Origin of the sequence: Solwaraspora sp. WMMA2056, assembly GCF_030345095.1 — a bacterium.
In the GTDB taxonomy this organism is placed as follows: Bacteria; Actinomycetota; Actinomycetes; order Mycobacteriales; family Micromonosporaceae; genus Micromonospora_E.
Genome location: NZ_CP128360.1, coordinates 791,703 through 812,650, shown reverse-complemented (window position 1 = coordinate 812,650; position 20,948 = coordinate 791,703). Strand labels below are relative to the sequence as shown.

Annotated in this window: 19 protein-coding genes; 14 read left to right on the top strand and 5 right to left on the bottom strand. The window is 72.0% G+C overall.

Going from position 1 to position 20,948, the window contains the following annotated elements:
* Positions 1–235: 235 nt before the first annotated feature.
* The 5 genes from O7608_RS03760 (at position 236) to O7608_RS03740 (ending at position 5,417) form a co-directional block, all read left to right on the top strand.
* Positions 236–1,624 (top strand): efflux RND transporter periplasmic adaptor subunit, encoded by a 1,389-nt coding sequence (locus tag O7608_RS03760; RefSeq protein ID WP_289208660.1) that lies wholly within the window; start codon positions 236–238, stop codon positions 1,622–1,624.
* A 77-nt stretch (positions 1,625–1,701) separates the two neighbouring features.
* Positions 1,702–2,958: an efflux RND transporter periplasmic adaptor subunit gene (locus tag O7608_RS03755; RefSeq protein WP_289208659.1), complete on the top strand. Its 1,257-nt coding sequence runs from the start codon at positions 1,702–1,704 to the stop codon at positions 2,956–2,958.
* Entirely contained in the window at positions 2,955–3,689 is a 735-nt protein-coding gene (locus tag O7608_RS03750; RefSeq protein WP_289208658.1) for an ABC transporter ATP-binding protein, read from the top strand. Before O7608_RS03755 ends, O7608_RS03750 begins: the two co-directional genes overlap by 4 nt.
* On the top strand, positions 3,677–4,891 hold the full coding sequence (locus tag O7608_RS03745) for an ABC transporter permease (protein WP_289208657.1): 1,215 nt from the start codon (positions 3,677–3,679) through the stop codon (positions 4,889–4,891). The genes O7608_RS03750 and O7608_RS03745 overlap by 13 nt, the downstream gene beginning before the upstream one ends.
* Before the next feature lie 10 nt (positions 4,892–4,901).
* Positions 4,902–5,417: a hypothetical protein gene (locus tag O7608_RS03740; RefSeq protein ID WP_289208656.1), complete on the top strand. Its 516-nt coding sequence runs from the start codon at positions 4,902–4,904 to the stop codon at positions 5,415–5,417.
* On the opposite strand, the gene O7608_RS03735 is transcribed toward O7608_RS03740, so the two are convergent.
* Positions 5,414–6,106 (bottom strand): TetR/AcrR family transcriptional regulator, encoded by a 693-nt coding sequence (locus O7608_RS03735; protein WP_289208655.1) that lies wholly within the window; start codon positions 6,104–6,106, stop codon positions 5,414–5,416. The genes O7608_RS03740 and O7608_RS03735 overlap by 4 nt on opposite strands.
* A gap of 111 nt (positions 6,107–6,217) precedes the next feature.
* On the opposite strand from O7608_RS03735, the gene O7608_RS03730 reads away from it, so the two are divergent.
* From O7608_RS03730 to O7608_RS03695, 8 genes are all read left to right on the top strand, one after another.
* The gene (locus tag O7608_RS03730) at positions 6,218–7,162 is read left to right on the top strand and encodes an NAD-dependent epimerase/dehydratase family protein (protein ID WP_289208654.1); all 945 of its coding nucleotides are present in this window, start codon (positions 6,218–6,220) and stop codon (positions 7,160–7,162) included.
* Between the two features lie 96 nt (positions 7,163–7,258).
* Positions 7,259–9,418 carry a molybdopterin oxidoreductase family protein gene (locus O7608_RS03725; RefSeq protein ID WP_289208653.1) on the top strand — a complete coding sequence of 720 codons (2,160 nt, stop codon included), beginning with the start codon at positions 7,259–7,261 and terminating at the stop codon, positions 9,416–9,418.
* A gap of 15 nt (positions 9,419–9,433) precedes the next feature.
* A complete protein-coding gene (locus O7608_RS03720) occupies positions 9,434–9,781 on the top strand; it encodes a molybdopterin oxidoreductase (protein WP_289208652.1) in 348 nt (115 codons plus the stop codon).
* A 1-nt stretch (position 9,782) separates the two neighbouring features.
* Positions 9,783–12,269 carry a nitrite reductase large subunit NirB gene (gene nirB / locus O7608_RS03715; protein ID WP_289208651.1) on the top strand — a complete coding sequence of 829 codons (2,487 nt, stop codon included), beginning with the start codon at positions 9,783–9,785 and terminating at the stop codon, positions 12,267–12,269.
* The gene (locus tag O7608_RS03710; RefSeq protein WP_289208650.1) at positions 12,266–12,643 is read left to right on the top strand and encodes a Rieske (2Fe-2S) protein; all 378 of its coding nucleotides are present in this window, start codon (positions 12,266–12,268) and stop codon (positions 12,641–12,643) included. Before nirB ends, O7608_RS03710 begins: the two co-directional genes overlap by 4 nt.
* Positions 12,644–12,839: 196 nt before the next feature.
* Positions 12,840–14,204: a NarK family nitrate/nitrite MFS transporter gene (locus tag O7608_RS03705; protein ID WP_289208649.1), complete on the top strand. Its 1,365-nt coding sequence runs from the start codon at positions 12,840–12,842 to the stop codon at positions 14,202–14,204.
* Positions 14,205–14,215: 11 nt separating this feature from the next.
* Entirely contained in the window at positions 14,216–15,460 is a 1,245-nt protein-coding gene (gene purD, locus O7608_RS03700; protein ID WP_289208648.1) for a phosphoribosylamine--glycine ligase, read from the top strand.
* A gap of 36 nt (positions 15,461–15,496) precedes the next feature.
* A complete protein-coding gene (locus O7608_RS03695) occupies positions 15,497–15,772 on the top strand; it encodes a DUF2795 domain-containing protein (RefSeq protein ID WP_289208647.1) in 276 nt (91 codons plus the stop codon).
* 169 nt (positions 15,773–15,941) lie between these two features.
* On the opposite strand, the gene O7608_RS03690 is transcribed toward O7608_RS03695, so the two are convergent.
* The 3 genes from O7608_RS03690 to O7608_RS03680 form a co-directional block, all read right to left on the bottom strand.
* A complete protein-coding gene (locus O7608_RS03690) occupies positions 15,942–17,519 on the bottom strand; it encodes an AMP-binding protein (protein ID WP_289210767.1) in 1,578 nt (525 codons plus the stop codon).
* Between the two features lie 150 nt (positions 17,520–17,669).
* Positions 17,670–18,122, bottom strand: a complete 453-nt coding sequence (locus O7608_RS03685; protein WP_289208646.1) for an SCP2 sterol-binding domain-containing protein — start codon at positions 18,120–18,122, stop codon at positions 17,670–17,672.
* A gap of 88 nt (positions 18,123–18,210) precedes the next feature.
* Positions 18,211–18,816 (bottom strand): IPT/TIG domain-containing protein, encoded by a 606-nt coding sequence (locus O7608_RS03680; RefSeq protein WP_289208645.1) that lies wholly within the window; start codon positions 18,814–18,816, stop codon positions 18,211–18,213.
* A 145-nt stretch (positions 18,817–18,961) separates the two neighbouring features.
* Here O7608_RS03680 and purB point away from each other — a divergent pair, with 145 nt between their 5' ends.
* Positions 18,962–20,395 carry an adenylosuccinate lyase gene (gene purB / locus O7608_RS03675; RefSeq protein ID WP_289208644.1) on the top strand — a complete coding sequence of 478 codons (1,434 nt, stop codon included), beginning with the start codon at positions 18,962–18,964 and terminating at the stop codon, positions 20,393–20,395.
* A 10-nt stretch (positions 20,396–20,405) separates the two neighbouring features.
* On the opposite strand, the gene O7608_RS03670 is transcribed toward purB, so the two are convergent.
* Entirely contained in the window at positions 20,406–20,819 is a 414-nt protein-coding gene (locus O7608_RS03670; protein ID WP_289208643.1) for a YbjQ family protein, read from the bottom strand.
* Positions 20,820–20,948: the final 129 nt, after the last annotated feature.

The following is a 20,948-nucleotide window of genomic DNA, read 5'->3' as shown; positions in this document are numbered from 1 at the left end:
CAGCCCGCGACGGTCGTCGACAGTGCACCGGCAAGCAGAACCGGCGTACCTCCGGAGCGCGTCAGGGATTGCTGTGACCGGGCTGAGCGTCGTCCCCTGGGGCGGGCAGGTTTCACAGCGAACGTCGAGGCGGGACCGAGCCGTCACCGAGCTGGCGCCGTAACACTGCGCGCTCATGACATTCAGCCGTTGGCAGAGGCCGGCGTGGCGGTGGCGTGGCCGACGGCGGCTGGCGGTGGCAGCTGTCGGCGCGACGCTGACCATGGCCGGAGCGCTCGCGTACGGGTTGTCCGGTGCGAGCCGCGCCGACGAGACCGACCCGGTGACCACTGTTCGGGTCGATCGGGGACCTGTCACGGTCGAGATTGCGACCGCTGCCAGCGTGCAGCCGGCGCAGGACCGCCAACTGAGTTTCGCGGTGGCGGGCACGGTGAACCAACTCGACGTACGGCTCGGTCAGGACGTGGCGGCCGGCGACGTCCTGGCGTCGATCGACGACGGCGACGCCGTCGCCGAGGTCGAGCAGGCGCAGTCGGAGGTGGCCGACGCGCAGGACGCGTTGGCGGCGGCCCGGGAATCGGCTGCGGACGCCGCAGGCGTGGACGACTGCGCCACGACCCGCACCGGTTCGGCGGTGAGCCTCGTACGGACCAGTGCCGTGCTGCCGGCCGGCGTCGCACTGGTGGCCGGGACGACTCCGGAGCCGACCACCGACGCCAGCTCACCGGCCGATCCGACGCCGGCAGCCCCGTCGGCACCGGCGGTGACGCCGACCGCCCCGGAGCCCACTGCCACCGCCAACCCCGCACCGACGGTGTCGCCCACACCCGTACCGTCGATGTCGCCCACGGCGTCTGCCGGCACGCCCGGTAGGCCGACACCGTCGACGGACGGCACCGGGACCACGTGCGGCTCGTCCGACGCGCAGAGCGGCACCGGTTCGGACGCTGCCGGATCCGGCAGTGGCGGTTCAGGCAGTGGCGGTTCAGGCAGTGGAGACCAGGTGTTGCGGGCCCAGCAGCAGGTCACCGCAGCCGAGCTGCGGTTGGCCGCAGCCGAGGACGAACTCGCCGGTACGGTGATCCGCGCCCCGATCGACGGCAAGGTGCTCGCCGTCGCTGGTGCCGTCGGCAGCACGGTCCGGGCCGGCGGCACCTTCATCGAGCTCGCGGCGGTCGCCGAGATGCAGGTGACGGCGAGTTTCCCGGAGGCCGACGCCGCCCGGCTGGCGGTCGGCCAGCCCGCGGTGGTCACCCTGCCGACCCGGCCGGACGACGAGTTCGGTGCCCGGGTCGGGCAGGTCGATCCGGTCGGCACCGTCGACGGGCAACTGGTCCGCTACGGCGTGCTCGTCGACTTCGACGAGGTGCCAGCTGACCTGCTGGTCGGTCAGAGCGCCAGCGTACGGATCGTCGTGGACGAGGTGACGGACACCGTACGGATACCGGTGACCGCCCTGCGCGGCGACGGCGGCGAGGACGTGGTGACCGTCCGGGCCGCCGACGGCGCCCAGCAACGCCGGGTGGTGGTCGTCGGCGTTCGCGGTGACCGCTACGTCGAGGTGATCGACGGTCTGACCGTTGGCGAGGAGATCCTGACCACTGGCGCCGGAGGTGGCGAGTGACGACGGGCGGCGGGTTCCCAGCTTTTCCTCAGCCGGAGCCGACCTCGCATCGAGGTCCTGCCCGGACCCTGTCGGCCATGCGTCTGCGTCGTCTGAGCGGTCTGTCCCGACCGCTGGTCGTCAATTCCGTTCTGGTGGCGATGCTGGTGGGTGCGGCCGGCTGGGTCTATCTGCGACTCGGCGTGGCCGACGAAGCCGCCGCCAGCAGCGCGGGCACCGTGACCGTCCCGGTCGGCCAGGGCACGGTAACCGCGACGGTCACCGCCTCGGGCTCGGTACGTGCCGCGAAGACCGCGGTCGCCGACTTCGCCACCGCCGGCCCGGTGACCGAGATCCTGGTCGACGTCGGCCAGCAGGTCGCCGAGGGAGACGTTCTGGCCCGGGTCGACGACACGGTGGCCAGGAGGGAACTCGCCGCCGCCGAGGCCGATCTCGTCGCCGCGCGCGAGGCGGTCGACCGGGCCGAGACCGCCGGTGGTGACACCAGCGAAACAGAGTCGGAGGTGACCCGGGCCGAGCTGGCGGTCGAGGAGGCGGGCGCGGCGGTCGACGGGACGACGCTGGTCGCCCCGATGGCCGGCACGGTGGTCGCGGTCAACGGCAGCGTCGGCGAGTCGACCGGCGGCAGCGGGTCGACGTCCGGTGGCGGATCGACGTCCGGTGGCGGCACCGGATCGGCGACCGGAGCCGACGGCACCGGCGCAGGTGGCACCGGGTCGACGACCTCCGCCAGCGGCTTCATCGACCTGGCGGACCTGACCCAGCTGGAGGTCACCGCCTCGGTGTCAGAGACCGACGCGACCCGGCTCGCGGTCGGACAGCCGGCGACCGTACGGTGGAACGCCCTTGTCGACACCGAGGTCGACGCCACGGTCGGTGTCATCGACCCGAACGCGACCACCAGCAACGGTGTGGTCAGCTACCCGGTCATTCTCGACCTGGCCAGCCTGCCCGACGGGGTACGGCCCGGCCAGACCGTGGAGGTGACGGTGGTGGTGGGTGAGGCCGTGGACGTGCTGACGCTCAGTTCGGCCGCGTTGACCGGCACCGGTTCCCGGCAGGTGGTGACGGTCGCGGCCGACGGTGCGCAGGTCGTCCGGACGGTGGAGATCGGACTGCAGGGTGACGACACGGTCGAGGTCGTTTCCGGGCTGGCCGCCGGTGAGCAGGTGGTGGTCACGATTCCGACGGAGTCGGAGGGCGGGACCGGCGACATTCCGGGCGGCGGGTTCCCCGGCGGTGGCTTCACCGGCGGTGGTGGTCGCACCGGGGGCGGTGGCTTCACCGGCGGTGGCGGTCCGGGCGGCGGCTTCACCGGTGGTGGTGGACGGTGACCCGGAGCAGCCAGCCGGCCGTCCTGGACGTGCGGGACGTGACGAAGACGTACGGCACCGGTGCGGCCGCGGTGTCGGCGCTGCGCGGCGTGTCGCTGCGGGTCGACCGGGGTGATTTCGTCGCGGTGATGGGGTCGTCCGGCTCCGGCAAGTCGACGCTGATGAACATCCTCGGCTGCCTGGACGTGCCGAGCACCGGCCAATACCTGCTGGACGGCGTCGACGTCAGCCGGCTCAGCGAACGGCAGCTGGCGCTGGTCCGCAACCGGCAGATCGGATTCGTCTTCCAGTCGTTCAACCTGATCCCGCGTACCACCGCCGTGGCCAACGTGGAGCTTCCGCTGGCGTACGCGGGGGTGCGGCCCGCGCACCGGCGGCGTCGGGCGATGGCCGCACTCGACCGGGTCGGCCTCGGCGACCGGGCCGGGCACCTGCCGAATCAACTCTCCGGCGGCCAGCAGCAGCGGGTCGCGGTGGCCCGGGCGTTGGTCACCGAGCCGGCCCTGGTGCTGGCCGACGAACCGACCGGGAACCTGGACAGCACGTCGACCGAGGAGGTTCTGGCCATCTTCGACGAGCTCAACGCGGACGGTCGGACGATTCTGCTGATCACGCACGAACCGGAGGTCGCGGCCCGGACCCGGCGGCTGCTGCGGGTGCTCGACGGCCGGATCGTCTCCGACGACCGGCAGGCGCAGGAGCAGGAGGAGGTCGGCGGGTGGGTCCGGTAGAGATCGTCCGCTCCGCGCTCGGCGGGATCGGTGCGAACAAGTTGCGCTCGGCGTTGACCACGCTCGGCATCCTGATCGGTGTGGCCGCGGTGATCCTGCTGGTCGCGGTCGGCAACGGCTCGGCGCAGTCGATCAACGAGCGGATCGAGGCGCTGGGCACCAACACGATCACCGTGTCGGCGTCCGGCGGTGGCGGTGGCGGGTTGACCGTCGAGGTGGCCGAGGCCCTGCTCGACCCGGTGTTCGCCCCGGACGTCCGTTCGGTCTCCCCGGTGGTGAGCACGTCGGCGACCCTCACCTACGCGACCGCCGACCACTCGGTCGGCCAGTTCGTCGGCACCTACCCGAGCTACCTCGGCGCGTCCAACATGACGGTCGGTTCCGGCACCGCCTTCACCGACGCCGACGTGGCGCAGGGCCGGCGGGTGGCCCTGGTCGGGCAGACCGTGGTCGACGAACTGTTCGCCGGGGTGGATCCGGTGGGCAGTCAGGTCACCGTCGACGGGGTCCTGTTCACCGTGGTCGGAGTGCTCGCGGAGCGGACCTCCGTCGGCGGGCTGCAGGACGCCAACGACCTGGTGGTGGCCCCGTTGACGGCGGTACGCCAGGCGTTGACCGGCTACGGCACGGTCAACTCGGTGCTGGTGGAGGCGGCTGCTCCGGACCGGGTCGAGGCCGCGCAGGCACAGGTGGGCGCGATTCTGGACCGCCGGCTCGGTGCGACCGGCGGCACGACCGGCGGTGCGGGCGCTGGCACCGGCCAGGCGTACCGGATCCAGAACGCCGCGCAGTTGCTGGAGACCCAGGCGTCGACGGCGGAGACGTTCACCGTACTGCTCGGCGCGGTCGCGGCGATCAGTCTGCTGGTCGGCGGGATCGGTATCACCAACATCATGCTGGTGACGGTGACCGAGCGGACCCGGGAGATCGGCATCCGTAAGGCCCTCGGTGCCCCACCGGGCACGATCATGACGCAGTTCCTGGTCGAGGCGATCCTGCTCAGTGTGATCGGTGGCGCGATCGGGGTCGCGGTGGCGGTGCTGGGCAGCCGGTTCACGATCGTCGGGGTCGAGCCGGTGATCGTGCCGGCGTCGGTGCTGCTCGCGCTGGGGGTGTCGGTGGCGATCGGATTGTTCTTCGGCAGTGTCCCGGCGCGGCGGGCGGCGAACCTGCGCCCCATCGACGCCCTGCGGTACGAGTAGGCGACCGATCATGACGAAGGTAGGCGATGACGTGCGGGACGACGAGTGGCTGGCCGCTGCCGCGCCACGGCGCTGGACGAACCGGGTCACTCCGTGGCTGGCGGCGGCGGCGCTGCTCGCCGCCGGGTTCGCCGCCGGGGTGGCGGTGCCGCGCGACACCGGCGGTACGGTCACCGGCGCCGGCCAGCGCCAGTTCGGTGCCGGCGGACTGCCCGGCCGGGCGGACGCCGCCGGGCAGTCCGGTCGGGCTGACGCGGCCGGGGCGCAGGCGACGCCGACAGCGGCTGCGGGTCAGCCTGCCACGGCGACCGCGGCGGCCACCGGCACCGTGAAGCTGGTGGACGGTGCGACGGTGTACGTCGAGACCGGGACCGGCGCGGTGGTGATCGTCCGGACCGACGACGGTACGGCGGTCCGGGTGCCGGGCGATCTGACCGGGTTGACCGTCGGTACGGCAGTCACGGTGGAAGGGGAGACGGCGTCGGACGGTACGGTGACCGCCGCGTCCATCGTGGCCGGCGACTAGGGCAGGCCGATCAGGGTCGCCAGTTGCCGCATCTGGTGGTCGAAGAACTCCTCGCGGGCGTGGATGGTGCCGTCGAGCTGGCCGAAGAGTTCGAAGCTGACGGTGCCGAAGCACTGGGTCCAGCCGAGGGCGGCGTTGGCGAGCAGCGCTTCGGGCAGGTCCGGGAAGAGCGCGTCGCGCACGGCGGCGAGGTCGGCGTGGACCGGGCCGGGCAGGCTGTCGCCGCCGGGGTCGGCCAGCTGACCGGCGGTCACCCCGTCGACGAGGATCCGGATCAGGACGGTCGGAATCCGTACGGCGGCGGCGGTGGTCTCCTGCGGTGCGGCGTAACCGGGCACCGGGCTGCCGAACAGCAGGGCGTACTCGGCGGGGTGGGCCAGCGCCCAGCGGCGGATCGCGTGGCAGACGGCCAGCCACCGGCCGCGCAGGTCGGCCCGGTCGGTGACCTCGGTGTCACCGGCCTCGGCGGCGTCGGCGAGGGCGCGGTAGCCGTCCACGATGAGCGCGGTGAGCAGGTCGTCGCGGCTTGGGAAGTAGCGGTAGATCGCTGAGGAGACCATCCCCATGTCGCGGGCGACGGCCCGCAGCGACAGGTTCGCGCCGTCGGTGGCGAGCTGGCGGCGGGCGATCGCCTTGATCTCGTTGATCATCTCGGCCCGGGCGCGGGCCCGGATGCTGGCAGCCGGCATGTCAGAGAGTGTCGCACACAATCGAGAGCAGTGCTCTTGACGGCGTGAGCTCTCGTGCGCGAGCATTAATCTCGACAGAGAGCGCTGCTCTCGTTCTGAGGGGAGACGTCAATGCCCGTACACCTGATCCTCGGCGCCGGCCTGGTCGGCACGACCGCCGCCCGCCACCTGGCCGACCAGGGCGAACAGGTCCGCATCGTCAGCCGCTCCGGTCGCGGCCCGGCCCACCCCCTGGTGGAGCGGATCGCCGCCGACGCCGCCGACGCCGACCGGCTCGCCACCCTCGCCGCCGGTGCCACCGCCATCTACAACTGCCTCAACCCGGCCTACCACCGCTGGCTCACCGACTGGCCCCCGATGGCCGCCGCCCTGCTCACCGCCGCCGAACGCAGCGGCGCCCCGCTGGTCATCGCCGGCTGCCTGTACGGCTACGGCGAGGTCACCGGCCCGATGACCGAGCAGACCCCACTCGCCGCCCGCCACCCCAAGCTGAAGATGCGGGCCGACATCTGGCGCGACGCCCTCGCCGCCCAGCAGACCGGCCGGATCCGTGCGGTCACCGAGGTACGCGGCAGCGACTACCTGCAGGCGCAGTCGATCTTCACCAACGTGCTCGGCGCCCCGCTGCTCGCCGGGCGTCGGGCGTACGTACCCGCTCCGCTCGACGTGCCGCACACCTGGACCTCGACCAACGACATGGCGGCCATGCTGATCACCGCCGCGACCGACCAGCGGGCCTGGAACCGCGCCTGGCACACCCCCAGCGCACCGCCGCTGACCATCCGGCAACTCGCCACCCGGTTCGCCACCGCCGCCGGGGCACCTGCGCCGAAACTCACTGCCCTGCCCGCGCCGCTCGTGCGGGCCGCCGGGCGCTTCTCCCCGCTGCTCGGCGAACTTCAGACCACCGCGTACCAGTTCGCGCGACCGTTCGTGATGGACTCCACCGCCGCCACCGCCACCTTCGGCCTGCACCACCAGCCGATCGACGCGGCGCTGCGGGAGGCCGTCGCCCTGCTCGGCGGGACGCCGGTCAGCGGCTCGCCGACACGCTGACGCTCAAATTCATGCCGGTAAAACCAATAACTCCTGGCAACACCGACGTGACGCGGGCAACACGATAGCGCAACGTCGATTGATGAGGATCGGGCAATGGTCGACCCCGGCAGCTTCGACCTCGGCGGGGGTGTGCCGACCCACTGCCCGTACTGCTCCCTGCAGTGCGGGGTACGGATGTGGCCGGCGCCGCCCCGGCCACCCGTCATCGAGCCAGCCGACTTCCCCACCAACCGGGGCGGGCTGTGCGCCAAGGGCTGGAGCGCTCCCGAACTGCTCGACCACCCGGACCGACTGCTCACCCCACTGGTACGGACCGACCCGGCCGACCGGCGCAGCCCGCTGCGCCCGGCCAGCTGGGACGAGGCCCTCGACCGGATCACCGCCGCCATACAGACCAGCCAGCACCGGTACGGACCGGCCAGCGTCGGCCTGTTCGGCGGCGGCGGGCTGACCAACGAGAAGGCGTACCAGCTCGGCAAGTTCGCCCGGGTCGGACTGCGTACCCCGCACATCGACTACAACGGCCGGTTCTGCATGTCGTCGTCGGCCACTGCCGGCAACCGGGCCTTCGGTATCGACCGGGGTCTGCCGTTCCCGCTCGCCGACATCGCCGACGCCCGCGCCGTACTCGTCGTCGGCGGCAACCCCGCCGACACGATGCCACCCGCCATGCAGTACTTCGACGCCGGCCGGGCCGCCGGCGCCACCCACATCGTGGCCGACCCCCGGCGTACGGCGACCGCCCGGGGCGCCGGCATCCACCTACCGGTAGCCCCCGGCACCGACCTGGCCCTGGCCAACGGGCTGCTGCACATCGCCATCCGGGCCGGCTACGTCGACGAGTCGTACATCCGCGACCGCACCACCGGCTTCGCCGACGTCCGCACCGCCGTCGCCGGCTACTGGCCGGACCGGGTGGAACGGATCACCGGCGTCTCCGAGGAGCTGCTGCAGCGTACGGTGCACGCCCTCGCGACCGCGCCGACCGCGATGATCCTCACCGCCCGCGGTGCCGAGCAACACAGCAGCGGTACGGACACCACCCAGGCGTACATCAATCTGGCCCTCGCTCTCGGGCTGCCCGGCCGCCCCGGCAGCGGCTTCGGCACCGTCACCGGTCAGGGCAACGGCCAGGGTGGTCGCGAACACGGCCAGAAAGCCGACCAGCTGCCCGGCTACCGGCGTCTCGACGACCCGGCCGCCCGCGCCCACGTCGCCGCCGTCTGGGGCGTCGACCCGGCCGAACTGCCCGGCCCCGGGGTCTCCGCCACCGAGATGATCGACCGGATCGGCACCCCCGGCGGGGTGCGCACGATGCTGGTCTTCGCCTCCAACATCCTGGTCTCCGCGCCCGACCGGGACCGGGTCGCCGCCCGGCTGGCCGCGCTGGACTTCCTCGCCGTCTCGGACATGTTCCGCTCCGAGACCGCCGCCGTCGCCGACGTGGTGCTGCCGACCGCCCAATGGGCCGAGGAAGAAGGCACCATGACCAACCTGGAGGGTCGGGTGCTGCGCCGCCGCCGGGTGCTGCCGCCACCCGACGGGGTCCGCGACGACCTGAGCGTGCTGGCCGCGCTCGCCGACCGGCTCGGCCGGGGCAGCCACTTCTCCGCCGACCCGCAGACCGTCTACGACGAGCTGCGCCGGGCCAGCGCCGGCGGAATCGCCGACTACGCCGGCATCAGCTACCAGCGGATCGAGGCCGAGGACGGCGTGTTCTGGCCGTGCCCGACCGACGACCACCCCGGTACGCCGCGACTGTTCACCGAGCGGTTCGCCACCGGTGACGGGCGGGCCCGGTTCATCCGGGTGGAACACCGCGACCCGGCCGAACTGCCCGACCACCGCTACCCGTACCTGCTCACCACCGGCCGGCTCATGGGCCAGTACCAGAGCGGCAACCAGACCCGTCGCTCGCCGTCGCTGGCCAGCACCGCCAGCGATCCGAAGGCCGAGATCCACCCCGACCTGGCCCGCCGGCTCGGCATCGGCACCGCCGACCTGGTCGAGTTGACCACCCGGCGGGGCCGGGCGGTGTTCCGGGCCTACCTGACCGAGCACATCCGCCCGGACACCGTCTTCGTGCCGTTCCACTGGGGCGGCCTGGCCAGCGCCAACGCGTTGACCGACCCGACCCTGGACCGCCACTCCCGGATGCCCGCCTTCAAGGTCTGCGCGGCTGCGCTACGCCGCCTCGCCGGCCCGGACGGAGCCGGCCGGAGCAGCGCCGCCCCGGACGATCCCGCCACCTGACGAAAGGGACCCACGATGCAGTCGACCCCACGCTTCCTGCAAGGAGTGTTCACGTTCGACGGCAAAGGGTTGGAGACTCCGCTGCCGCTGGACGACGCCCTGCGCTACACCGTCCCGGACGGGCTGGTCGGGCAGACCGTCTACTTCCGGGGCGGCAACAGCTCCGGCGAGCTGATCTACGTCCTGCTGCTGCGCGACGGTGCCCCGATGCGCTACTTCCCGATCGGCGCCCGCGACGCGGTGCACGTACCGCTGCGGGTCGTCGAGGACCTCGACAGTGGCACCGTGCTGGAACTGCAGGTGGCCGCCCCGGCCGGGGCCACCGGCACCGTCGTGCTCGACCTCGGCCTGGTCGAGGTGTGAGATGACTCAGCAGCGACGACCGAGGCTGGTGGTGGTCGGCAACGGCATGGCCGGTGCCCGTACCGTCGAGGAGATCATCGACCGGGTCGGCCCGGACCGGTACGCGATCACCATGTTCGGCGCCGAACCGTACGGCAACTACAACCGGATCCTGCTGTCCAACGTGCTGTCCGGAGTGGAAGCCGAGGACGGCATCTTCCTCAACAGCCTGCCCTGGTACCAGGAGAACGGCATCACCCTGCGGGCCGGGCTGGAAGTCACCCGGATCGACGGGTTCGCCAAGGTGGTGCACGCCGTCGACGGCAGCGTCACCCCGTACGACAAGTTGGTCGTCGCCACCGGCAGCGTGCCGTACGTGCCGCCGATCGACGGCGCCCACCATCCCCGGCGCGGCTTCCACCAGGGCGTTTTCACCTTCCGCACGCTCGACGACACCCGGGCGATGATCCGCTACGCCCGCGATCACCAGCGGGCGGTGGTGATCGGCGGCGGCCTGCTCGGCCTGGAAGCCGCCCGTGGGCTGCAGCAGTACGGCGTGTCGGTGACCCTGCTGCACGCCGCCGGCCACCTGATGAACGCCCAGCTCGACGCCACCGGCGGGGACATCCTGCGACGCAGCGTCGAACGGCTCGGCATCGAGGTCGTCACGCAGGCCCGTACCGAACGGATCCTCGGTAGGGACGCCGTCGACGGGGTCCGGCTCGCCGACGGTCGCACCTTCGCCGCCGACATGGTGGTGATCGCCGCCGGGATCCGACCGAACACCGCGCTCGCCCAGGCCAGCGGGCTGCCGGTGGAGCGGGGCATCGTCGTCGACGACCAGCTGCGGGTGCTCGACGAACCGGACATCTACGCGGTCGGCGAGTGCGTGCAGCACCGGGGCCAGACGTACGGCCTGGTCGCCCCGCTGTGGGAACAGGCGAAGGTGCTAGCCGGCCACCTGACCGGCACCGACCCGTCGGCGGCGTACCACGGTTCGCGGACCGCGACCAAGTTGAAGGTCGCCGGGGTCGACGTGGCCGCGATGGGCGTCACCGCCCCGGAACGCGACGACGACGAGTTCGTGGTCTTCGCCGAGCCCCGGCGCGGCGTCTACAAGAGCGTGGTGGTCCGCGACGACCGGCTGATCGGCGCCACCCTGGTCGGTGACGTCAGCAAGGTCGGCTTCCTGATGCAGGCGTTCGACCGGGGTCTGCCGCTGCCGGAGGAACGGGTCCGGCTGCTGTTCGACCTCGGCGGGCCGTCGGCCGAGGTCTCCGCCGCCGAACTCGCCGACGACGCCCAGGTCTGCAACTGCAACGGCGTCAGCAAGGGCGCGCTGGTCGCCACCGTCACCGGCGGGGTACGGACGCTGACCGGGGTGATGGACGCCACCCGCGCCGGCAAGGGGTGCGGCTCCTGCAAGAGCCTGGTCGCGCAGATCGTCGAGTGGGCCGCCGGCGGCGACGTCGCGGAGGATCCGGCCGCCAACTGGTACGTGCCCGGGGTGCCGATGGACAAACCGACCCTGATGGCCGAGATCCGCGCCCGCGGGCTGCGCAGCGTGTCGGCGGTGTTCGACGCGCTCGCCGACGGCCGCGAGGACGCCAAGAGCAAGATGGGCCTGGTGTCGCTGCTGCGGATGATGTGGGGCGACGAGTACGTCGACGAGCGCGGTGCCCGGTTCATCAACGACCGGGTGCACGCCAACATCCAACGGGACGGCACCTTCTCGGTCGTGCCGCAGATGAAGGGCGGCTGCACCACCCCGGCCCAGCTGCGCCGGATCGCCGACGTGGCCGAGAAGCACCAGGTGCCGTTGGTGAAGTTGACCGGCGGGCAGCGTATCGACCTGCTCGGCATCCGCAAGGAGGATCTGCCGAAGGTCTGGGCCGACCTGGACATGCCGTCGGGGTACGCGTACGGCAAGAGCTTCCGGACCGTGAAGACCTGCGTCGGCAGCGAGTTCTGCCGGTTCGGGCTCGGTGACTCGACGGCGCTCGGCATCGCGATCGAGGAACGCTTCCAGGGGCTGGAGGCACCGGGCAAACTGAAGCTGGCGGTCACCGGCTGCCCGCGCAACTGCGCCGAGGCGTACGTCAAGGATCTGGGTGTGGTCGCGATCGAGGGCGGCCGGTGGGAGATCTACGTCGGCGGTGCGGCCGGTGCCCACGTCCGTAAGGGCGACCTTCTGGCCACGGTGGACACCCCGGACGAGGTGATGGCGTTGACCGGCCGGTTCCTGCAGTACTACCGGGAGAACGCCAACTGGCTGGAACGCACCTACGCGTTCGTGCCCCGGGTCGGCATCGAACGGCTGCGGGAGTTGATCGTCGAGGACAGCGACGGGCTCGGGGCCGGGCTGGACGAACGGATGGCGGCGTCGGTGGCCGCGTACCGGGATCCGTGGCGGGAGCGGGACGCGCCGGCGACCCCGGGCCAGTTCCGGACCGCGTTGCCGTTGCTGCCGCTACCGGCGGTGCCGGTGCGCGCCGGGGACCGGCCGTGACCGCCGTGAACGACGGGCGGCTGGTCGACAGCGGCATGGTCGACGGGCGGCTGGTCGAGCACCGGATCGGTCCGGTGGCGGAGATTCCGCCGGGCGAAGGGCGGGCCTATCCGGTCGACGGCGAGATGGTGGCGGTGTTCCGACTGAGCACGGGAGCGCTGCGGGCGGTCTCGGCGGTCTGCCCGCACGCCGGCGGCCCGATCGCCGACCGCCTCGTCGACGCCGAGGTGGTGATCTGCCCACTGCATCAGCACGTCTTCGAGTTGGCCACCGGCTGCTCCCGCAGCGGGCAGCGGTCGCTACGGGTCTATCCGGTGCGCCAGGATGCGGACGGCACCGTGTGGGTGTCGGCTCGGGCCGACACCGACGGATAGACCTCACAATGCCGATGGTCGGCCGGTGCGGATGATGACCACGTACCGACATCACTGTTTCCCATCGTAGTAAACACTCGCTTCGTAGGGTGAGCACTCAATCCACCCGGAAAACCCCGCTCCCTGGTCGCTTCCGGAAATCCGCCCGGAGGTAGTCGATCGTCACCCTCCGTCACCGATCGCAAGGAGCCATCCAATGGTCAACAGGTCACTCGATACCGAAAAGGTCGCGGACCACTCTCGCGAGAATCGGAAACGCTGGATCGCTCACTGGGAGCCGGAGGACCCCGACTTCTGGCAGACCGTCGGACGGCCGGTGGCCCGACGCAACCTCATCTTCTCCATCTTCGCCGAACACATCGGCTTCTCGGTGTGGCTGCTCTGGAGCATCGTCGTGGTACGCCTGGGCAGCGCGGGATGGGACCTCAGCGTCAGCCAGTCGCTCTGGCTGACCGCCGTGCCCAGCGGCGTCGGGGCGTTCCTGCGCCTGCCGTACACCTTCGCGGTGCCGATCTTCGGCGGCCGCAACTGGACCGTCGTCTCCGCGCTGCTGCTGCTGATTCCGTGTGCCGGTCTCGCCTGGGCGGTCGAGAACCCACAGACCGGGTACGGCACCCTGTTGCTGATCGCCGCGACAGCTGGATTCGGCGGCGGAAACTTCGCCTCCAGCATGGCGAACATCTCGTTCTTCTATCCCGAACGGGAAAAGGGCTGGGCGCTCGGGCTGAACGCGGCCGGCGGCAACATCGGCGTCGCGGTGGTGCAGTTCGTGGTGCCCAAGGTGCTCGTCCTCGGCGGTGGGCTGGCCCTGTCCTGGGCCGGCCTGATCTACATCCCGCTGGCGGTCATCGCGGCTGTCTGCGCCTACCTCTACATGGACAACCTGGCCGAGGCGAAAGCGGACGTGGAGCCGGTGTGGTCGTCGCTGCGGCACAGCGACACCTGGATCATGTCGCTGCTCTACATTGGCACGTTCGGCTCGTTCATCGGCTACTCGGCGGCGTTCCCCACCCTGCTGAACGCGGTGTTCAACCGACCGGACATCGCGCTCGGCTGGGCCTTCCTCGGGGCCGGGATCGGCTCGATCAGCCGCCCGCTCGGCGGCCGGCTCTCCGACCGGATCGGCGGTGCCCGGGTGACCGCGGGTAGCTTCATCGTCCTCGCGGCCGGTGCCTACGCCGCGCTCTGGGCCGTACAGCGGCAGAACCTGGGCGTCTTCTTCGTCAGCTTCATGGTGCTGTTCGTCGCCACCGGAGTCGGCAACGGGTCCACGTACCGGATGATCTCAAAGATCTTCCGGGTGAAGGGTGAGGACCGGGGCGGCTCCCCGGAGACCATGCTGCGGATGCGCCGCGAAGCTGCCGGCGCGCTCGGCATCATCTCCTCGGTCGGCGCCTTCGGCGGCTTCCTGGTGCCGATCTGCTACGCGTGGGCCCGGTCGACCTACGGCGACATCGAACCGGCACTGCGGTTCTACGTGGTCCTGTTCCTGGTGATGCTGGCCGTCACCTGGTTCGCCTACCTGCGGCGCGGCTCACGGATGGCGCAGGCCGGCGTCTAGGATCTCCCTTCGTGCGCGTACTTCTCATCGGCAGTGGCGGACGTGAGCACGCCCTCGCGGCGAGCCTCGCCGCCGACCCCGCCGTCGACCAGCTGATCGCCGCCCCCGGCAACCCCGGCATCGCCGCCGTCGCCGAGCTGCGGTCGGTCGCCGCCACCGACCCGCAGGCGGTCGCCGCCCTGGCCGTCGAGGTCGCCGCCGACCTGGTGGTCGTCGGCCCGGAGGCACCGCTGGTCGCCGGCGTCGCCGACGCGGTACGCGCCAAGGGCATCGCCTGCTTCGGGCCGTCGGCGGCCGCCGCCGTACTCGAAGGTTCGAAGACCTTCGCCAAGGACGTGATGGCGGCCGCCGGCGTGCCGACCGCCCGGGCCGCCACCTGCCGTACGGCGGACGAGGTGGCCGCCGCCCTCGACGAGTTCGGCACCCCGTACGTGGTGAAGAACGACGGACTGGCCGCCGGCAAGGGTGTCGTGGTGACCGACGACCGGGCCGCCGCGCTCGCCCACGCCGCCGCCTGCGGGCAGGTGGTCGTCGAGGAGTACCTGGCCGGTCCCGAGGTGTCACTGTTCGTGGTGACCGACGGCACGGCTGCGGTCCCGCTGCTGCCGGCCCAGGACTTCAAACGGGTCGGCGACGGCGACACCGGGCCGAACACCGGCGGCATGGGGGCGTACGCGCCCCTGCCGTGGGCGCCACCCGGCCTGGTCGACCAGGTGATGGCCGAGGTGGTGCAGCCGACCCTGGCCGAGATGCGCCGGCGCGGCACCCCGTTCGCCGGGCTGCTGTACGTCGGGCTGGCGGTCACCGCCGCCGGACCCCGGGTGATCGAGTTCAACGCCCGGTTCGGCGACCCGGAGACCCAGGTGGTGCTGGCCCTGCTGGAGTCCCCGCTCGCCGGGCTGTTGTCCGCAGCAGCCACCGGTACGCTCGCCGACCACCCGCCGCTGCGCTGGCGGGACGGGGCGGCGGTGACGGTGGTCCTCGCCTCGGCCGGCTACCCGGCGAGCGCCCGCAGCGGCGACGTGCTCACCGGCGCGGAGCAGCCGGGCGTGAGCCACGCCGGTACGGCCCGCACCGACACCGGCGAGCTGGTCTCCGCTGGCGGCCGGGTGCTCGCCGCCACCGCCACCGGGGCAGACCTGGCCGAGGCGCGGGCGGCGGCGTACCGCCTGCTGGGCGGGATCGGCCTGGCCGGCGGGCACTTCCGCCGCGACATCGGGCTGGCCGCCGCCGAGGGGCGGATCACCCTGCCTTAGCGGCGTACCGGTGGGCGCGACGGGTACGTCTGCGCCATGCCGACGAGCTACCAGGACGTGCTGGACAGCCTCAACGAGCTGGACTTTCCTGCCGACAAGGACCGGATCCTGGCCGAGGCGCGGCGGGTCGGTGCCAGCCCCGGTGTGGTACGCGCACTGCGCGGCCTGCCGCCGGTCGAGTACGCCAACCGGGCCGAGGTCGCCCGGTCGGCACATATCGACGCCGCCCCGGAGCAGGATCCGGCGCAGCGGGCGGCCCGGGCCCGGTTCCGCGACCACCAGCGGGTGGCCCAGCACCTGCGCCAGCCCTGAGGCCCGGCGGGCCCAGCGGCCGGGTCGGCTTTCTCGACCGGGCGGCGATGCCACCGTCAGTGATGGGTCCCGCAGAGGACATGTCGGTCCCACCGATATTCCTGTGTGGAATAATTATTCCTCACAGGAATACCGCTCTGCGGCAGTACCGGTCCGCCGGCAGCGCCGGTCAGTCGGGGGTGCGGGGGCGGGGCAGATCGCGGGTCACCACCTTGCCGCTGGCGTTGCGCGGCAGCGCAGGCAGGAACATCACGTACCGGGGGACGGCGTACCGGGCCCGGTAGCGCCGGACGTACTCCTGGACGGCCTCCGGGTCGAGGGTCTCACCCGGGTGCAGCACCAGGTAGGCGGCGAGCAGGTGGCCGTACTGCGGGTCGGGCAGCCCGGTCACCGCCGCCTCCCGGACCTGCGGCAGCTGGGCCAGCAGGTCCGCGACGTCGGACGGGAAGACGTTCTCCCCGCCGGAGACGATCATGTCGTCGGCCCGACCACCGACGAAGAGCAGCCCGTCGGTGTCGACGTGGCCGAGGTCACCGGTGCCGAGCAGGCCGTGCCGGTGGTCGGCGGCGGTGCCCTCGCCGGTGTACCCCTCGAACATCAGCTCGTTGCCGACGTAGATCTGCCCGACCTGGCCGGCGGGCACGGGTTCGCCCGACGCACCGAGCACGGCCAGCCGGGTGCCGCGTGGCGGCCGGCCGGCCGTGTTGGGCGCCCGCCGCAGGTCGGCCGGGTTGGCGATGGCGGCCCACGAGACCTCGGTGGACCCGTACAGGTTGTAGAGGACGTCGCCGTAGCGGTCCATGAACCGGGTGGCGATTCCGCCGCTGAGCGCGGAACCGCTGACCGCGACCACCTGCAGCCCGGTCGGCCGGTCCGGAGCCGGTACGTCGTGCAGCAGCCGCTGCAACATCACCGGTACGGCGAACAGTGCCGTGCAGCCGTGCCGGTCGACGGCGGCAAGCGTGGCGGCCGGGTCGAAGCGCCGGTGCAGCACGATGGTCGCCCGCAACGCGACGGCGATCTGCAGAGCGGCGTACCCCCAGGTGTGGAAGACCGGGGCGGCGATCATGATCCGGTCGCGGGCCCGCAGCGGAATCCGGTCGATGATGGCGGCGAGCGGCCCGAAGCTGGCCGGCGTACGTCGCCGGGCACCCTTCGGGGTGCCGGTGGTGCCGGAGGTGAGCACGATGGTGCGCCCGTCGCGGTCGGGCGGCCCGATGCGGGCGTCGTCGGGTGCGGTGCTCAGGAGTGCGGCGAGGCGCGACTCGTCGACCCTGGCCACGTCGGGGCCGACCGCGAGGGCCTGCTCACCGAACTCACGGTCGTGCAGCAGCACCCGCAGCCGCTGTTCGTCGGCGACCGCGGCGAGCTGCGGCCCGGCCAGCCCGGTGTGCAGCAGTACGGTGTCCGCGCCGAGCAGCCCGGCGGCGACCATCGCGACCACCAGGTCGGGGTGGTTGCGGCAGAGCAGTCCGATCCGGTCGCCTGCGGTCACGCCGAGGGTGGCCCGTAACGCGGTGGCGAGCCGTTCGGCACGGGCCAGCAGTTCCCGGTAGGTCAACTGCCGGTCGGCGTCGTCGATCAGCGCGACCCGGTCCGGGTCGCGGGCGGCGGCCTGACGCGCCTCGCCGGCGAGGGTGAACCCCCACCGGCGAAGCGCGGCGAGCTGTGCGATGGTCCGGCCCGGCGACCCGGGCGTGAGCAGGCCCCGCCGGGTCAGCGTGGTGAGAACGAACGGCAGGTCCACTGGCACCCCCAGCTGCGGCGAGACCGGTCCGGCGGGTGGGCGGCCGCGCCGGTGGGCGAAGCCCCGCCTGACAGGGAACACGTACCGGAGCCGGTTGCGGATCGGTCCGCAGCTGAGCCGGGTGGGTCGGCTCTGGGGAATTCGACCTGGTCAGCCCTTGGGGATGTCGAAAAGGTTGGCGATCTGAGCGGCCAGCCCGAGGTCACCCTTTGCCTTCAACTTGCCCGTCATGAACATCATCATCGGGTTGGCGCTGCCGGAGATGATCTTCAGAAGGTCGACCGCGCCGAGGGTCAGGCTCAGCCGGGGCTCGTGCGCCGGGGTCGGCGACAGCACGCAGGTGCCGTCGGCGATGACGATCTCGTACGTGTCGGTGCCACCATCCGGTCGGCCGGTGATGTTCCAGTGGATGACGGCGTTGGTGGAGCCGGCCTTCTCCGGGCGGAACAGCGTGGGCATCCGGTTGAACACCTCGTCGAGGACCTTGCCGCGCAGGTCGCTCTGCATCACCTCGGCGATCTTGGAGTCCGGGGTGGTCTTCACCAGCTTGGCGAACTCCTTGGCATCGATGGACGCGAAGGTGGCCGGGTCGAAATCAGACATCGTGTGCCCTCCAGTACGGGACGTCGGACCTAGCCTAGTCTAGGGTTACGCGCCAGTAGCTTCATCGAGGCCGACCCGGCCCGTACGGTCACTGCCGCTGGCCGCGCCACCCCGCCGCCAGCCGCAACGCGGCACCGACCAGGACGGCCAGCAGGCCGGCCGCCACCAGCGGGCCGGGCGCCCGGCCGGTCACCGGCAGCTCGTCGCCGGCACCGTCACCCGCTGGCGGTGGGTCTGCGCCCGCCGGCCCGTCGTCCGGTGGACCGTCGCCCAGTGGGCCTTCGCCCACGTACCGGAACACCATTGCCGTGGAGGCGCCGGCCGGGGTGCTGACGGTGATCGTCGTCGTTCCGGCGTCGCAGGCCGGAGTCGGGAGCGCCAGTACGTTGAACGCGCCGCCGACCGTCACCGACTCCGGGCCGATCGTCCGCCCACAGATCGTCACCCGGGTCTGCCCGGGGACGAAGTTCGCGCCGCTGACCGTCGCCGTCGTACCGCCGACGGCAGAGCCCTCGCCCGGGTTCACCGAGTCGATCCGGGGAGCGCCGGCCGGCTCCGGTGCGCCGAGGACGTCGGCGGCGTGGGCGTCGCCGGGCACGGCGTCGACCGGTCCAGCAATTACTACAGTGGACAGCAGGCCGCTGGTGGCAGCGATGGTCAGCAGGGCTTTCCTGCGATATCTCGGGGTAAACACGGTTCCTCGTCTCGAAGCGGGGCGGAAGGGTTCGGCCCGTCAAGCAGAACGAGGATAAATACGGACAGTTACGGAATTGCTGGCGAAACTCACCCACCCACCCGCCTGTCCGGACCAGCCTGGCGGCCGTGGGAGACTGCGGTACGTGACCTCGCGCCCGCAGATCCCCAACGTGCTCGCCACCCGGTACGCCTCCGCTGACCTGGCCGTCCTCTGGTCACCGGAGGAGAAGATCCGGCTGGAGCGGCGACTCTGGCTCGCCGTCCTGCGGGCCCAGCGTGATCTCGGCATCGCCGTGCCCGATGGCGTCGTCGAGGCGTACGAGCGGGTCCTCGACCAGGTCGACCTGGCCGCGATCGCCGAGCGTGAGCGGGTCACCCGGCACGACGTCAAGGCCCGGATCGAGGAGTTCAGCGCGCTCGCCGGCCACGAGCACATCCACAAGGGGATGACCTCCCGGGACCTCACCGAGAACGTCGAACAGCTGCAGATCCGGGCCTCGCTGGAGCTGATCCGCGACCGGGTGGTCGCCACCCTGGCCCGGCTGGCCCGGCTCGCCGTCGAGCACACCGACCTGGTCGTCGCCGGGCGTTCGCACAACGTGGCCGCCCAGGCCACCACCTTGGGCAAGCGGTTCGCCTCGGCGGCTGAGGAGCTGCTGATCGCGTACGAGCGGTTGACCGACCTGATCGACCGTTACCCGCTGCGCGGCATCAAGGGCCCGGTCGGCACCGCCGCCGACCAGCTGGACCTGTTCGACGGCGACGCCGCCAAGGTGGCCGAACTGGAGCGCCGGGTCGCCGAGCATCTCGGTTTCCGGCGGGTGCTGGCCAGTGTCGGGCAGGTCTACCCGCGCTCCCTGGACCTCGACGTGCTCTCCTCGCTTGCCCAGGTCGCCGCCGCGCCGTCGTCGCTGGCGACCACGATCCGGCTGATGGTCGGCCAGGAGCTGGTCACCGAGGGCTTCCGGCCCGGGCAGGTCGGTTCCAGCGCCATGCCGCACAAGATGAACACCCGGTCCAGCGAACGGGTCAACGGGCTCGCCGTCGTCATCCGGGGCTACCTGTCGATGGTCGGTGAGCTGGCTGGCGACCAGTGGAACGAAGGCGACGTCTCCTGCTCGGTGGTGCGCCGGGTGGCCCTGCCCGATGCCTTCTTCGCCGCCGACGGGCTGTTCCAGACGTTCCTCACCGTGCTCGACGAGTTCGGCGCCTACCCGGCGGTCGTCGCCCGCGAACTCGACCGCTACCTGCCGTTCCTGGCGACCACCCGGATCCTGGTCGCGGCGGTCCGGGCCGGCGTCGGCCGGGAGGTCGCCCACGAGGTGATCAAGGAGCACGCGGTCGGGGTGGCGTTGGCCATGCGGGAGAAGGGCGCGGCCGACAACGACCTGTTCGACCGGCTGGCCGCCGACGAGCGGCTCGGCCTGAGCCGGGACGAGATCGCCGCCGTGGTCGCCGACCGGGCGGGTTTCGTCGGCGCGGCGGCGGCTCAGGTGCAGGCGGTGGCCGACCGGGTGGCCGAGGTGGTCGCCGCGCACCCGCACGCCGCCGACTACCAGCCCGCCCCGATCCTCTGACCGGGGGGCGCTACTTGTTGCCGGCCGAGCCGCCGGTCTCGTTGCCGGCGCTGCTGTCGCCATGGCTGGCCACGATCTTGGCCTGTTTCGAGTCGTCCCCGGCGTCGGGGCGCAACTGCAGCACCACCGCGGCAGTGCCGTAGGCGCACAGCTCCATGTGGGTGCTGCCGATCTGCCGGGTGTCGAACCGCATCCCGATGACCGCGTTGGCACCCTTCTTCCTGGCCGCCTCGCCCAGTTTGCCGATCATCTCGGTACGCCACTTGGTGAGGTTCGCCGGGCCCTCGGGGTCGGACTTGCCGCCGCGCAGCGCCTTGACACCTTCTTTGAACGGGTTGATGGAGCGGACCACCGAGGTGACCACCTCACCCAGGACACACCTGATCTCGTAGCCGGGAAGGTCATTCGTCGTCACGACCAGCACGACGACGATGCTATGGGCCCCGGTCTCGGCCCACCTGGGCTTTGCTCCGGCTCGCGGATGACGCGAAACGGCGCGGCGCGGACTCCGGGTCCCAACCCGGAGTCCGCGCCGGTTACTGCCCGGACTGCG